Genomic DNA, 14,760 nt, shown 5'->3' on the forward strand with positions numbered 1-14,760 from the left:
CGATTTATCCTTCTAGTTTTAATTCGTTTTTATTATTGGACTCGGCGTAAAGGTTAAGATACCCAAGTAAAAAGTAAAACACAATCAATACTTCATCATCTTGAAAATAACATTGCAAAAGACCAGAAAAGAAAAATCCTACTAACCCATAAGTCATAAATCTAATTTCTTTGGGAATGTTTCCATTTAAGAGAGTGTAAAGTATCGCTGCAAATAAAAGAAGATACAAAATTCCTTGAGGAGCTCCATATACGGCAGTTAAGTGGAAGTAATCATTGTGGGCATGCCCTCTTTGAGTGACCTCATAAAAGAAACTAAGCTCTTTGTGCTCTTTTTCCTTTTCTTTTCTCGCAATTTCGATTTCTTTTTGGTAGTTTCCTGATCCAATGCCAAAGATAGGATTCTTTTCTATCAGAGGAAAGGTGGAATCCCAGATAAAGGTTCTACCAGAATCTGTGTGCTTTTCTCCACCAAACAAAGGGTCTACGACTCGTTTGACTGCATTTGTTGTTTTATACCCAATAGAAACAATAATAATCAGTAGTATAATAAAGACTCCGATCCGTTTTAGCATTTTTTTAGAGATATCTTTATCGATAAAAATAAGAATGTATACGCCGAATAAAGTGCTCACAACTGCCCCAAGAAGAGATGATCTTGCATTATTAAATAAAAACACTATAGAAACCAATAAAAGTAATATTGCATTGATAGAAATTCTAGATAAAGATTCTTTTTTATGCCAAGAGTCATACAATCGAAATACAAAACCTGGGAAGATAAAAGCAAGTAATCCTCCGAAAGTAAGATGGGTATTCATAAGGCCTATGGGAAGGTAAATGTTTATATTGGAGATTTTACCATAGTGATGTTGATAAGGCCAAGAAGCGGAAGTTTTGTATAAATCGGAAATTAAACGAGAAAGTCTTGTCATTGAAAAAATAGAGATAAATCCAGTTATCACAATTACTAAAGCAAAGATAAAAAATGTTTTATATAAATATTTTTTATCTTCAGGTTTTATCCCTTGAACGGAAACAAAAGCAGTGACAAGGAAAATATCTTTCATTTCGTCACGGAATGCATGTTTGATGGAATTGAAATCAAATCCAGAGCCCGCGAAATGATACAAAACTGTTACAATTTGCCAAACGTAAAATAAGAAGAGAATCTTTACCAACTGGCTTCCTAGTTTTGGTTTTTCGGGAAGAAAGAGAAAAAAAACAAAAGAGAGGAGTAAGAAAAGTTGGCTTAAGGAAACGGAAAGGGCACAGGAAATGATGGACAAGGTTAGAAACGAACGATAGATTCGGTAAAACATACTTTGGATGAGACTAATGCTTTTCTCCAATTTGTAAAGAGGTAACAGTTGCGAGTCTTATATTTTTCCGATACTTTTTTGCCAAAAACCGACGGGGTCGCTGTTTCTATTAAAAATTTTTCAGAACTTTTGGCTATGCGAGGCCATGAATTTTGTATTTGTGCTCCCAAATATGGAGACGGGGATTTTGATCGTATGACTGACAATATCCAAGTGGTTCGATTTCGTTCTGGATACCTGCCAAGTTACCCCGATATTAAAGTGGTTTTGCCTTCTCCCGGAAAAATCAAACGGATCATTGAAGATTTTAAACCCGATCTCATTCACATCCATACTCCTGGACTTTTGGGACTTTATGCGGTGAATGCCGCTGAAAGATTCGGTGTTCCTACCATCGGAACTTATCATACGCTTATGGCAGAGCAGGAAATGTATGTATCATTTTACCGTTTGTTCAAACTCGATAAACTTTTTTTTAAAGCAAACAAGTTTAAGAAAAAACTAAACATTGATGAACTAGACAAAATTGTAAAATTTGATAACTTTAATATTCGTAAAAAAATTATCCTGAAAATATGTAATGATATCTATAACAGATGCGATGTAGTGATTTCGCCGAGCCACCTCATCAAAGAACAGTTGATCGAATATGGAATTACAAGACCGATTACTGTTGTTTCTAATGGGATGGATTTAAAAAGATTTCAGGGGACTCCAAAAACGTATACAGGTGGGGATGCTCCAAAGTTTTTGCATGTAGGTCGAATCTCCTATGAAAAAAATTGCGATGTGGTTCTCAATGCCTTTAAAACCATTCATGAATATTTTCCTAAAGCAACTTTGACAATTATCGGAGAAGGCCCGGCCATTCCGTCTTTGCAAAGACAAGCAGAACATTTAGGCCTAAAGGATGTTGTAAACTTTAAAGGATTTATCCCCAATGCTGTGTTACATGAAGAATATCCCAAGTATGATGTGTTTTTAACTGCTTCTACTATGGAGACACAAGGCCTTGTTGTTTTGGAAGCCATTGCTTGTGGATTGCCTGCTGTAGGAGTGGATGCATTTGCCTTGCCGGAACTGATTCGACATGGCGAAAATGGTTACATTGCCAAATCTTTCGATGCAAAAGGAATCGCACAAGGTGCCCTTGAAATCGTTCGTAATCCTGAAGAGTATGCCAAGTTCTCTAAGAATTCACTTCAAATTGCATCAGGACATGAAATGGAAAAATGTGTGGATGCAATGGAAGAAGTTTACGTAAAAGTTGTGGAAGCAATGAAAGGAAAAGTAAAAAAAACAAATATCTTTGATTTGTTTTTTGATTTTATGCAATGATTAAAATCCTTTCTTGGGAGATACGGTCTATACTTACATGTGTAGCTATTTTTTTAACCTTTTATGCTTATGTACCTTACATTAGAGGAATTCGAAAAGGATCAGTACGACCACATGTATTTTCTTGGATCATTTGGGGAGTAACCACCTTCATTGTGTTTTTTGCACAAGTAGCAGGGAACGGAGGTATAGGCAGTATCCCCATTGGTGTTTCTGGTATCATTACCTTTCTTGTTGCCTTTTTCTCCTATCACAAACGAGGCGATATTGATATCACAAAATCAGATTGGTTTTTCTTTGGTTTAGCACTCTCTAGTTTGCCGTTTTGGTTTTATTTTTCAAGTCCACTTGCGGCTGTTTTAGTTTTATCTCTCGCTGATATTTTAGGTTTTATTCCCACCTTTCGAAAGGGATATGTTCATCCTAATTCAGAACCATTAGGATTTTATCTTATTTTTCTATTTCGAAATTTATTAGCAATGATTGCATTAGCGGAATGGAATATAACCACCTTACTCTTTCCTGGTTCCGCAGGAATCGCTTGTGTGGTTTTTGTCGTGATGGTAAAGGTAAGGAAAACAAAAACCGAATCTATTCTTGATTCACAATCGGATAAAATACCACCGATTTAAGGATTCGACCTTCTTCTTTATCTTCATAAACAACTTCTGCTTGTTTGGTACGCGCCGGCATATAAAGTTGAATGGCTTCTACAATTTCATAGGCGCTAAGCGTATAATCTAATACTTTGATGGCTAGTTCTACTCCAAGAAATCTTTCTCGAGTCACTGTTTTTGTTTCGGTTTTTTTAGTAATGATCAGCCATTTATAAAGTCTTGCTGAACGATTTGTATCGAGTAAATTTCCAATGTCCAATTTCATTTGTGGAAGGACAGCTGGGGTTTGTGTAAAGCGAATTTCGATTCTTTTGGTTTGTGTTTCGCTTAGTTTTAAAGACAATTGTTTATCAAATAATTCATCATCTATATATTCGATTCGATCGCATGTAGAATATACTGTATCACATAAATTTCCGTAATTTTTATGAAAGAAAAGAATCTGTAATACTTTTCCGGAACTAGGATGGTAAAGGACTTTCGCATTGTAATGTCCCATTCTGCTGAATTTAATCGCCGAGCGAATCCTTTTGTATAAATTATAACTTAATCCGAAAAGGTCTTTGATGATAGGAACGTCTGTGAATCCAATGCCCCGTGTGGCAATATAAAATGGTTCTAAGCTGACATGTCCATCTCTTTTAGCAATTTCACGTAGATATTCGGTGACATCATCCATTTGGGAATCGCTTAAAGAAAGAGGGTGATCCAAAAAGTCAATGACCACCTTACCGCCGTTTTTTCCTAGTTCTTCCCAGACTTCGGACAAATACTTCCCATCTTTCGAGTATGGAATCTTTTTGCAAAATAAGTCCTGGCATTTAATTTGTTCTTCGTAATCTGCTTTGTTAGGAGAAGGAAGGTAAGCTTCTTGAAACTCAGATGAAAATTCTTGGGTAAGAAGACCTTGGGAAAATAGAAACAAACAAATTGCCAGGTAACTCATTATCGATTTAGGAGAAGTAATCTTTTTTATGAATTGCATAAATATCTCCTATTGTTTTGCTAAAAGACGATTTGTTTTTACTAAAATTACCAAAGAGTATTTACGTTTTGAATGAGCCTAATTCGTCTAACAACGTCAAGTGGGTCGATTAGTTCCATACAAGCATGGTCTCCACGCCAACATTTCGTGTTTCCGTAAATAGAACAAGGGCGACAAGGTAAATCCACTTGTAAAACTCCTGAATCCTCTTGGGCAAAAGGACCAAATCCTGAAAGTGGGTGTGTGGTACCATAAATTCCAATCACTGGTTTTTTGAGAAGAGCAGCAATATGAACGTTGGAGCTATCCATACCAATCATAACATCTAACCTATCCATGATCCCGAGTTCACCTCGGATTCCCAAATTTCCACCTTGGACGATATGAGCACGTTTATGTCCGTTTCTAAGGATTTCTAATTCTTTTGCTTCGTCTTTCCCGCCAAACAGGAATACATTACAGTCCGGAAATTCATCTAACAGAACTTCGACGAGGCGTTTACATTTTTCAAAACTCCATTCTTTAAGTGCATGTCCCGCAAAAGGAGCAAATCCAAACCATTGTCCTTCTTTTTTATCAATCCCAATGGATTTGAGAAAATCTTTTGCGAACATTTTTGATTCCCCATCCACATTAAGCCAAGGACCTTTGCGAATAGGGGCATCAAATCCTGCTTTACGAAATACATTTAAATAACGTTCAACAGTATGAGGAAGTTGGTTTAATTTTTTATTATAACGTCTTGTTTGAGCTAATTTTTCCCTACGGCCTTTGATGATTTTGGAGTATGGGACTCCTTGGCTTCGAAATAAAAAAGCGATGAACCTTGAACGAACCGAACCATGTAAGTCGATAACATGTCCGAATGGTCCTAGTTTTGCGATGTCACGATACATTCGAACGAGACCTAGAATACCTTTGTATTTTTTTAGGTTCATTCCAAGAACATTCAAATTGGGGATATTATAAAAAAACGGTGCGAAGTTTCCTCTTGTAACAACTGTAAGTTGAATATTTGAATATTTTGCTGCAATGGCAATCAGTGCGGGTGTCATTAATGCCACGTCACCCATTGCAGAAAATCTTAATACTAAGAGGTTCGTCATTTCTGATTCTTATACAAAGATGGGTTTAGGTTTTGGTCATTGTACATCTTCATTTGACGATAAACTTTTACTTTTTTAATTCCTAGTGAGTAATCAGAAAATAGTTCATCCAAACATTTTTTAAGATCTTCTCTTTGGTCTAGGAGAACATCCAATTTGGCTTGGCATTTTGCAATATGTTCCTTGGTCGCGGAGGCATCTTTTCTAGAAACCTGTTCTTCCATATGATAGATTTTCAATTCCAAGATGCTCATTCTGTCGAGTAACCAAGCTGGTGATTCCGAATTTAACCTTGCATCTGGTTTTGGGGTGACAGATCGAAACATATCGATTACGAAGTCATCGAGTTTTTCCACAAGATCAGTTCTGTCTTGGTTTAATTTGTCTATCTTTCGTTTGAGAGCCACAACCTCTTCCAAAGCAATATCCGGCCTTCGGATTTCATCTTCAATATGCCACTGGATGGTATCGATGTGGTTTTTTTGGTAGAGAGTAGACTCTAAACTTCCTTCTGGATAAGGATTGGGGTGCGGGGCTTCTTTTTTATGCCAATCTAGAACGGATTGTTGGAAAATTGAGACGGCTTTTGTGGCTTCCAATGCTTTCATATCGTAATGCAAATCATGATTTATTATGGTTTTTGGCGTTCAATCTAAATATTTCCCAAGTTTTTCGCTTTATTTTGCCGTTTTTTTCAGGCATTTACAGGACATGTGCTTAGTTGTGATTGCCTATCGGGTTCATCCTGATTTTCCGCTCGTCATAGTTTCCAATAGAGATGAATTTTTTGAGAGGCCGACAGAGCCAATCCACACTTGGGATACATATCCGAAAATGATTGCGGGGAAGGATTTAAAAGCCGGCGGAACTTGGCTTGGTACAAATCATTTGGGAAAAGTGGCCTTTCTTACCAATGTTAGAAATTTTAAGAAAACTCCTCATCCAAAACCAAAGTCAAGAGGTGGACTTGTTTTAGATTTTTTAAAATCACCTATAGGCTTTAGTGCCAACCAATACAAAGAAGAAGTTTTAAAAACGGCACTTGATTATGAGGGTTTTAATTTATTTGTTTTTGATGGGAAGGTTGCCAGTTATGTGGGAGGAGATCCTTTACAGTCCTATGATTTAGAACCGGGGTTTCATGCTGTCAGTAATGCAAATTGGAATACCGTTTGGCCAAAGACCGCTAAACTCAAAGCTAGCGTAGAACAGGTGTTTGATTCTTTTCCAATGAATGAGAATTGGCGTACCTTGGTTACCTTGGAATTCTTTAGACTTTTGGCAAACACGGATCTCGTGAAAGAAGATTCTCTTCTGCCCGATACTGGGATTGGTTTGGAACGAGAAAGATATTTATCGTCTATACGAATTCGTGTCCCAGGTTACGGAACCCGTGCTTCTACAGTTTTGTTTTATGGGAAAAATGGTGCAGAAATGTTGGAACGAACCTTCCCCGATCCGCTTTCTAATGAATATTCGGAACGGAGAGAGGTTATTGAGTTTAGCGAGAGTTAGTCTTCGAGTCGGAAATTTTTCATTGGGAAAGCGGAAGTGATTTCTTTGACTCCAGCTTTTACTTTGGATTCCCAAGTAGAATCACCAAAATGATCTAAATAATCACAAATTAGATTTCCTACTGCTTCGATTTCTTTTTCTTTCAAGCCGCGAGTGGTGAGAGCTGGTGTTCCTAGTCTGATTCCTGAAGCTACAGCAGGTGGATTTTTATCAAAAGGAATGGCGTTTTTATTCACTGTCACTCCAACATGATCCAAACCGTTTGCGGCATCATTTCCAGTGAGACCTTTGACAGATACATCAAGAAGAACAATATGATTGTCCGTTCCACCGGAGACCACACGGAAACCACGTTTTTGAAATGTATCTGCAAGAACTTTTGCATTCTTTACCACTTGTTGGATATACGTTTTGTAATCTGGCTGAAGTGCTTCTCCGAAGGCAACTGCTTTGGCAGCAATGACATGCATCAGTGGTCCCCCTTGAATTCCAGGGAATACTCTTGAGTTTAAAATCTTTTCATGTTCGGCTGAGGAAAGGATAAGTCCTCCTCTAGGTCCACGTAGTGTTTTGTGAGTAGTCGTGGTTACGAAATCACAAACTCCAATAGGACTTGGATGTTCACCGGCAACTACAAGACCAGAGATATGGGCAATATCGGCCATGATTTTGGCGCCAATTCCATTGGCAATATCGCGAAACTTATTAAAATCAATGGTTCTTGGATAAGCAGAGGCACCAACTACGATTAGTTTAGGTTTATGTTCTTTCGCAAGTTTTGCCACTTCATCATAATTGATGGTTTCTGTTTTTTCATCCACACCATAAGGAATTGGTTTAAAATACTTTCCACTGATATTAACTGCACTACCATGTGTTAGGTGGCCGCCATGTGCTAAGTTCATTCCAAGGAAACTATCCCCTGGTTCGAGAGTGGCAAGAAACACTGCCATATTCGCCTGAGCCCCGCTATGTGGTTGCACATTGGCATATTCTGCACCAAACATTTTTTTTGCTCGTTCAATGGCGATTTGTTCTACCTTGTCTGCGTTTTCACAGCCGTTGTAGTAACGTTTTCCAGGATATCCTTCTGCATATTTGTTTGTAAGTGTGGAGTGGTAAGCTTCGAGCACCGGGCGTGAAACAAAGTTTTCACTAGCAATCATCTCGAGAGAATGTTCTTGGCGTTCGTCTTCTTTTTTTAGTGCGGAGTAAACTTCTGGATCTTGTTTTTCTAAATAACTCATGTGGGAATTTCTCTATGAAGTGTGTATTCTGGATTTTGGTATTTCTTCTTGCGAATAGATTCAGATTCTTGGAGGACGTGTTTCCGAAAAGTAGAAAAGTCAGGGCCAAAGATGGAAATTTTTGAAAAATCCAAAGGCTTTGGTTCTCCTAAATAAGAAAAAACCTCTCGGACGAGATCTTTTGCCCAATCGCTCTCAGAAAAAAACTCTGGTAATGAGGTAAGAAATTCCTTGTGGCTTCTTTCTTTGCGATAATCAGGTTCTTCAGGAGGGTGGTGGAGGACTTCTGCCACTCGATTAATGAGAGTTTCTTCCAAAATCAATGTCCCATGTTGGACAATACAATTTCGTTTGCGAAACTGTGCATTGCCGGAAATCTTTTTAAAGACCCCATTTTTTTCTAAAACTAAGTCGGATTTTCCCTTCGGAAAACATTGGATGTTTTGGCTTTTTAAAGATTTTGCCACAATGCCAAGAAGGATATCATACGAATCTTTGACTGGAAAAAGATCCTTTCTTTCCTCTAAGTTGAAATAGAGGGAATAATTGATGTTTCCAGAAAGTGAATGGAAGACGGTTCCCCCTCCAGATGCACGCCTAGCAATGTAACAAAAATTAGGTTTTGGTTTTTTGTGAAAACCAATAGTCCTGGCAACAGTTTCGTATTTTGTTACCACTTCTTCTTTGATGTTTCGAAATGGATTTTCGGAAAGACCTAATATGATCGAGTCTGGATTTTTCCAAAGCCGAACCCCAGCTGTCATTCCTTCCGAAACTAATTTTAAGGCAATAGCCTCCTCGATCGCCAAATTATAATAAGGTGATCTGGGAGGGATTTCTGGAAAATAGAATACTTTCGAATTCACTCGTTGAAGTATTTTTGCGATGCTTCGTTCAGAAATTTTCGTTCACTTCGAGAAAGGGAGTCCATTCCGTTTTTTGAAATTTTTTCCAAAAGCTCGTCTACCTTGGTTTTTGCATTTTCTCTTTTGGCCATTTCTTCCTGGTAACGCATAAACCTTCGTTTTTGCAAATACCTGGAAAGAGACCAAGTGGGTAGAGAGTTCGCTTTTTTTCGCCAGCCTGTGTACACTTTCATTAAGAAGAAACCTCCCACGGCTCCCCCTAAGTGTGCAAAATGAGCTACTCTTTCCCCTTGCGCAAAAAGCACCATAAGCATGACAATCATCACAAAGTATTTCGCTCTCATGGGGAAGATGAGAAATACAAGGAGTTCTCGGTTCGGCCAAGTCATCGCATAGGCCACAAGAAGTCCATAAATGCTGGCACTGGCACCCACCACAAGACCTTGGGAATACCCTGCGAAATGGGCAAGAACGGTAAAGACACCACCGAGAAATGCTGTAAATAAATAGAATTTTAAAAAAGCACGTTCCCCCCAAGTTTCCGCAAGTTCTGAACCAAACATCCAAAGGCTCAGCATATTAAAAAGAATGTGTAAAAAACTTCCGTGGAGGAAGGCATAACTGAGGAGTTGCCATATCCACCCGCTAAAGACTAAGTCTGGGCTAAGTCCAAAATACAGTTCGACCAAGGGAGAATGGAAAGCCAATTTCGTCGCCATCTGCAAAAGAAAGAGAATTCCATTGATGATCATTAGTGTGCGTACAATGGGAACCATTGGTGGTCCAAATCGGAGTTCATATCCTGGGTAACGAGAGGCCATAAATTCAAGGTCGCAAATCTTGAGTGACAAGGAAAGTCGATTTCCTAGCATCGAGGAAGTGATTGTGCAACTCTACGGAGTCCGCGGCTCCATAGCGAGCCCCCTCCGAAATCAAGACTACCGCAAAAAGATTATCGATATTCTGGACCTCTACAAACAATCGGGGTCTGGTGTTTCGGCGGATGAATTTTGGCAAGACCTCCCATACCATCTTAAATTTGTCACGGGATCTGACACCACTTGTGTTTCTGTTACGGACGATGAGGGGGAAGTCTATGTTTTGGACATGGGAACGGGGCTCCGGAATTTAGGGGATGAACTTGTCTCCGAATATCTCTCCCATAAATTAAAAAAGACGGTTTCTTTTTTTATCACTCACACCCACTGGGATCATATCCAGGGACTTCCTTTTTTTAAACCCATCTATTTTCCCGACTTTCTCCTCAATTTTTATTCTCCTTATTCGGATTTGGAGTCCAGACTCCAAAAACAACAAGAACCAGAATTTTTTCCTGTCCCTCTGGATGGAACAGGTTCTGCGAAAGATTTCAAACTATTCTTTCCTGGGGATGTTTTAGAGTTTGGTTCTGGGATGAAGGTGGAGTGTTATCCTTTGAAACATCCGGGTGGATCTTTTGCTTATAAATTCACAAACCGGGCGGGAAAAATTTTTATTTTTGCTACAGATGCTGAGTTTACTGGGGCGGATATGGATTTAATCCATGAGTGTTACCCGTTCTTTGCGGAAGCGGATTTACTCATACTCGACACACAATACACGTTAGACGAATCGTTCTCTAAATTTGATTGGGGTCACACAGCCTATACTATGTCGGTTAACTGCGCTTCATCCTGGAAGGTAAAAAATTTAGTTTTAACACACCATGAACCAAGTTATTCCGATGAAAAAATTTACGAAATTTATAATGATGCCAAGCTCCACAAACAACAGTTGGGCGAAAAAAAATTAAAAATTCATTTAGCAAGGGAAGGGTTACGCTTCCATCTATAATACCATGAACAAAGAAAAAACACTTCGAATCACGATCACTACTTTCTTTACCATTGCACTTTTTGGCGGATTCTTTTTTGGATACATCCTTTCTGAGGTAAACAAAGGAAAGGAGTTGCAGAAGCTGGCTTCTTACCAACCTACCACTCCTACCAAACTTTACGATTCGAATGGCGTTTTATTTGCAGAACTTTATCGTCACAAACAAGAATTATTGAAATACAGTGACATCCCTCCCCATGTCATTCACGCTTTTTTATCCGTTGAGGATGATAACTTTTTCAATCACTTTGGAATCGATTTTTTAGCCATTGTTCGAGCCGCAATAAAAAACGTATTTGCAGGAAGGATTGTGCAAGGTGGTTCTACGCTCACCCAGCAGTTAGCAAAAACAATCTTACAACAAAGGAAAAAAACTTTTGGTCGTAAGTTTTTAGAAGCTCTTCTTACATTACAGATTGAACAAGAGTATACAAAAGAAGAAATATTAGAAATCTATTTTAACTTAATTTATTTGGGGCATGGAACAACAGGCCTTTCTTCTGCGGCCAATGTTTATTTTCAAAAGGATGTTAGGGACTTAAACATTGCGGAAGCTGCTATGCTTGCAAGGCTTCCCAAAGCTCCGGTAACTTATTCTCCGTTCAAAAACCCTAAGGAAGCAAAACAAGCTCATTTGGTAGTTCTAGGGCTAATGGCAAAAAATGGATTTATTCCTAAAGACCAAGTCCAAAAAATCCACGATGAATTTTGGGAAAGGTATTGGCCCGTTGTCATCACTCAATCACCTTCGCGATCTACTTGGGGTGCAAAACTCAATAGAGCTCCTTATTTTACAGAATGGGTGCGCCAAATCTTAGAAAAGGAACTTGGCGAAGAGGCATTATATACAGGCGGGCTAAGAGTTTATACAACTCTTGATGTCCGAAAACATGAGATCGCCGAAGAAGAACTTAGAAAAGGACTGATTGAACAAGATAAATCTGCGTTTGGTGCTAATTTTCGTTATGCGGGAAGAGCTGACCGAGGACTTGTTTCTTTATACAATTTGTTTGGCTCGATTTTCCCGGTGGGAGTTCCTTACATCACTAGTTTGGATGATAGGCAAGTTTTTCGTCTTCATTTAGAAAAAGAAATGGCACCAGCCTTAGAACTTTTGACCGACTTTACACCTTCTGAAAACGAAAGTGCGGCAGTCAAAGAGTTTCAAAGATCTTCTCTTGTATTTTCTTCCAACTTACACGTGGAAGGTGCCATTGTCACGATTGACCACCAAACAGGTTATATCCAAACGATGGTAGGTGGTTCTAGGTTCTCACCTAAAAATCAGTTTAACCGAGCCATGCAAGCAAGACGCCAAACTGGTTCTGCCTTCAAACCATTTGTTTATGCCGCAGCCATTCAAAATAGGGCAGTAGGATCCGGTACTGGAATCATGGATGCTCCTCTCACGACAATTACCGAAGAAGGGGAAGGATATTCTCCCCAAGATATTTCCGGCGATTTTAGGGGAATGGTTCCACTTTCTCGTGCCTTATCCTTATCATTAAATATTGTTTCAGTTCAGGTGCTAATGAGAACAGGAACAGATGCCGTCATCGACTTTGCCTCTAAAGTGACAAAGGCTAATAAAGCAAGATTTCCTACGGGACCTGCTCTGGCTCTTGGTGTGGCTGAACTCACTCCTTATGAAATGGCTCTTGGTTATTCCATTTTAGCCAATAAAGGTAAAGATGTAATTCCTTTTAGTGTTCGTTATGTTCTCAACCAAAGTGGAACCGTTGTTTATAATAAAGAAAAAGAAGTGCAAGAGACTCTTGCCGAAGAAGCCAAAAACGGTACGATCCAAATCATCCCTGAAGCCACAGCTTATATCATTAAACAAATGTTAATTGGTGTTGCTATGGGGGGAACTCCTACCCAAGCCCTTCGTGCCGCAGACAAAGGAAATTATAAGGGAGAGTCCGGTGGAAAAACAGGTTCTACTTCCTCTTATACCAATGTTTGGTACGCAGGTTTTGATCCCAAATATACATCCGTTGTATGGATGGGATTTGATAAATCCTCTCTTTCTTTAGGAAAAGGTGTTACTGCCGCTGGTGTGGCTGCACCGATTTGGGGTAAGATGTATTCTCGTTGGTACAATGAGGGTCCTTATCCCGTATTTTATCCAAATGGAAAGGCAGAAGAGATTCCAGCTGACGTAGTCAAGGGGGCCACTTGTGCTTTTAATGGTCTGAGTCCTGGACCGAACTGTCCTTTGACTGGGAACTTATTTTTAAAACCGATTACGATTGCAGGTCGCACCTTGGCAGTTCCTGGTGGTAGGCAGTGTGATGGGGATCGAGACCACTACCGTTCTATGGATCTTAATGACTTTCTCCAAAGAGAACTCGAAATATCAGATGAGGAATTAAAATAGTTTTTTTACCTCTTAATTGGTTCTAAAATCCTCCTCTCAAAAGAAACCACTGAGTGGAGGGTTGGTCTCTCTTCTTTTTGCAAAACACCCAAATTCCTAAGCTTTGATACTTCTCTGCCTTGTTTGCAGAGATTTTACGAATTTTCTTACGGCCATCCTAATATCTTTAGGCAATTTATTTCCAAATCGACATTTTGCGTAATTTTTAAGCAAAATTCTGTTTCCTTTTTGCGAACAAAGCCTCTCACTTGCCAATCTTTGCCCTTTTAGACCGTCACCAGCTTGGCACGATAGTTGCATTAATGTAAGAGAACATTGGTTCGGAGGGAATATGAAAAAGACAATTCTAACCATTCTAGTTTTGGCACTTACGGCTTCAATTTCAGCTGGAGAGTCTTCTTTTATGAACGAAGACTTAGATTCCCTCATCAACCAATACGACAAAGAAACTCTCACTGTTATTTCTAACGAACTAGTAAAACTTGCTAGTGAAGAAGAAGGAATGGGAGAGTATGATTTAGCTTCTGGCCATTATACTCGTGCGATTAAAATTAGAGAAGCGATTGGAATGAGTGAACACAAAAGTTTTGCTTCGATCCAATACCTTGCCAGTCTTGCACATTCTAAAGCAGGGAATTTCTGTGAGGCTTCCAGTTTTGCAAAAAAAGCAAGCGAAGGGTTTCGTCACCACGGGATTTCTAAATTTGAACATAAAGCAAACATAGAACAAAAAGAATACGCTCGTGCTTGTGCGGTTGTAGCTTTTAAATAAAACCTATGTAATGATTCTTTCTAGAGATGGTTACCCTTTTTTGATTCTTCTTCGAATCAATCCAACTTCACGTGGTTGTACACGTGGGGTTGGAATTCTTTTTTTCCATATTTTAATCTAGCGATTTCGAACAAACTTGATTTGGTATAGGGAAGATCTGATTCCCAAGCAATTCCAAAGTTAGCTTCTTTGTATCCCGATTCATATTGTAGTGGGTAAAGAGATTTCCCATCATAATAATACAACAACCGATGGTCTGTAGAATGTTTATTGTCGGAAACTTTGGTAGAACAAGGAAAAGCGAAAGACCAATCTTTTCTTTGACTAGTGGGTTTCTTTTTTTCCGTGGAACTACATTTTGATTCCGTGATGGAATTTGTTTTTAGTAAAACCCAATCTCCCGACTTTTCAAAGTTTCCTATCCCCACTTTTTTATGGAATTCGGAATGGTCTTCATAGACTTTCCACTCGATCCAAGTTTTGATAAAGAAAGAGTCGGGTTGTAATTCAATCTCTTCTCTCCAATACAACTGGAACTGTTTGGAACCAAATGCAGATTTTTTTTCAGTTGGTCGAATGTAGTTTCCCCATTTGATTTTCTGGTCTCTTGGGTAGTCAGGGGGAATAGACCTGATCCATTCCATCTTCGGCATACATTGTATATGGAGGAGGAGTAAAAAAACGGAAAGAATACATATGAAACTTTCCGTCTTACGGTAGTTTGGTCTCCTTTTTCGA

At 39.0% G+C, this 14,760-nt stretch carries 14 protein-coding genes; 6 read left to right on the top strand and 8 right to left on the bottom strand.

Annotated elements, in window-relative coordinates:
• Nucleotides 1–4: 4 nt before the first annotated feature.
• On the bottom strand, nt 5–1,321 hold the full coding sequence (locus ND811_RS14790) for an O-antigen ligase family protein (protein ID WP_265352843.1): 1,317 nt from the start codon (nt 1,319–1,321) through the stop codon (nt 5–7).
• Nucleotides 1,322–1,369: 48 nt separating this feature from the next.
• On the opposite strand from ND811_RS14790, the gene ND811_RS14795 reads away from it, so the two are divergent.
• Together ND811_RS14795 and ND811_RS14800 are read left to right on the top strand one after the other, a co-directional pair.
• Complete coding sequence (locus ND811_RS14795) at nt 1,370–2,659, top strand: glycosyltransferase (protein WP_265352726.1); 1,290 nt, start codon at nt 1,370–1,372, stop codon at nt 2,657–2,659.
• A complete protein-coding gene (locus tag ND811_RS14800; RefSeq protein WP_265352725.1) occupies nt 2,656–3,291 on the top strand; it encodes a hypothetical protein in 636 nt (211 codons plus the stop codon). Before ND811_RS14795 ends, ND811_RS14800 begins: the two co-directional genes overlap by 4 nt.
• Here the strand turns inward: ND811_RS14800 and ND811_RS14805 are convergent.
• The 3 genes from ND811_RS14805 to ND811_RS14815 all read right to left on the bottom strand — a co-directional run bounded on the left by ND811_RS14805 (nt 3,251) and on the right by ND811_RS14815 (nt 5,975).
• Nucleotides 3,251–4,222 carry a hypothetical protein gene (locus ND811_RS14805; RefSeq protein ID WP_265352842.1) on the bottom strand — a complete coding sequence of 324 codons (972 nt, stop codon included), beginning with the start codon at nt 4,220–4,222 and terminating at the stop codon, nt 3,251–3,253. The genes ND811_RS14800 and ND811_RS14805 overlap by 41 nt on opposite strands.
• 86 nt (nt 4,223–4,308) lie before the next feature.
• Nucleotides 4,309–5,367: a glycosyltransferase family 9 protein gene (locus ND811_RS14810; protein ID WP_322113478.1), complete on the bottom strand. Its 1,059-nt coding sequence runs from the start codon at nt 5,365–5,367 to the stop codon at nt 4,309–4,311.
• Nucleotides 5,364–5,975, bottom strand: coding sequence for a DUF4254 domain-containing protein (locus ND811_RS14815; RefSeq protein ID WP_265352724.1), 612 nt, complete (start codon nt 5,973–5,975; stop codon nt 5,364–5,366). Before ND811_RS14815 ends, ND811_RS14810 begins: the two co-directional genes overlap by 4 nt.
• Nucleotides 5,976–6,078: 103 nt before the next feature.
• Here ND811_RS14815 and ND811_RS14820 point away from each other — a divergent pair, with 103 nt between their 5' ends.
• Nucleotides 6,079–6,882 carry an NRDE family protein gene (locus ND811_RS14820; RefSeq protein ID WP_265352840.1) on the top strand — a complete coding sequence of 268 codons (804 nt, stop codon included), beginning with the start codon at nt 6,079–6,081 and terminating at the stop codon, nt 6,880–6,882.
• Here the strand turns inward: ND811_RS14820 and glyA are convergent.
• Genes glyA through ND811_RS14835 form a run of 3 tightly spaced genes read right to left on the bottom strand, consistent with a single transcriptional unit; the run spans nt 6,879 to nt 9,816 of the window.
• Nucleotides 6,879–8,129, bottom strand: a complete 1,251-nt coding sequence (gene glyA, locus ND811_RS14825; RefSeq protein WP_265352723.1) for a serine hydroxymethyltransferase — start codon at nt 8,127–8,129, stop codon at nt 6,879–6,881. The two genes, ND811_RS14820 and glyA, sit on opposite strands and share 4 nt — an antisense overlap.
• Nucleotides 8,126–8,995 (bottom strand): lipoate--protein ligase family protein, encoded by an 870-nt coding sequence (locus ND811_RS14830; RefSeq protein ID WP_265352722.1) that lies wholly within the window; start codon nt 8,993–8,995, stop codon nt 8,126–8,128. Before ND811_RS14830 ends, glyA begins: the two co-directional genes overlap by 4 nt.
• On the bottom strand, nt 8,992–9,816 hold the full coding sequence (locus ND811_RS14835; protein ID WP_265352839.1) for a rhomboid family intramembrane serine protease: 825 nt from the start codon (nt 9,814–9,816) through the stop codon (nt 8,992–8,994). Before ND811_RS14835 ends, ND811_RS14830 begins: the two co-directional genes overlap by 4 nt.
• Before the next feature lie 58 nt (nt 9,817–9,874).
• Here ND811_RS14835 and ND811_RS14840 point away from each other — a divergent pair, with 58 nt between their 5' ends.
• The 3 genes from ND811_RS14840 to ND811_RS14850 all read left to right on the top strand — a co-directional run bounded on the left by ND811_RS14840 (nt 9,875) and on the right by ND811_RS14850 (nt 14,022).
• Nucleotides 9,875–10,828: an MBL fold metallo-hydrolase gene (locus ND811_RS14840; RefSeq protein ID WP_265352838.1), complete on the top strand. Its 954-nt coding sequence runs from the start codon at nt 9,875–9,877 to the stop codon at nt 10,826–10,828.
• 4 nt (nt 10,829–10,832) lie between these two features.
• Complete coding sequence (locus tag ND811_RS14845) at nt 10,833–13,250, top strand: penicillin-binding protein 1A (protein ID WP_265352721.1); 2,418 nt, start codon at nt 10,833–10,835, stop codon at nt 13,248–13,250.
• 331 nt (nt 13,251–13,581) lie between these two features.
• The gene (locus ND811_RS14850; RefSeq protein WP_265352720.1) at nt 13,582–14,022 is read left to right on the top strand and encodes a tetratricopeptide repeat protein; all 441 of its coding nucleotides are present in this window, start codon (nt 13,582–13,584) and stop codon (nt 14,020–14,022) included.
• A gap of 56 nt (nt 14,023–14,078) precedes the next feature.
• Here ND811_RS14850 and ND811_RS14855 read toward each other — a convergent pair whose 3' ends face one another.
• Complete coding sequence (locus ND811_RS14855) at nt 14,079–14,675, bottom strand: hypothetical protein (RefSeq protein ID WP_265352719.1); 597 nt, start codon at nt 14,673–14,675, stop codon at nt 14,079–14,081.
• Nucleotides 14,676–14,760 lie beyond the last annotated feature (85 nt).

Source organism: Leptospira soteropolitanensis, assembly GCF_026151655.1.
Taxonomy (GTDB): domain Bacteria; phylum Spirochaetota; class Leptospiria; order Leptospirales; family Leptospiraceae; genus Leptospira_A; species Leptospira_A soteropolitanensis.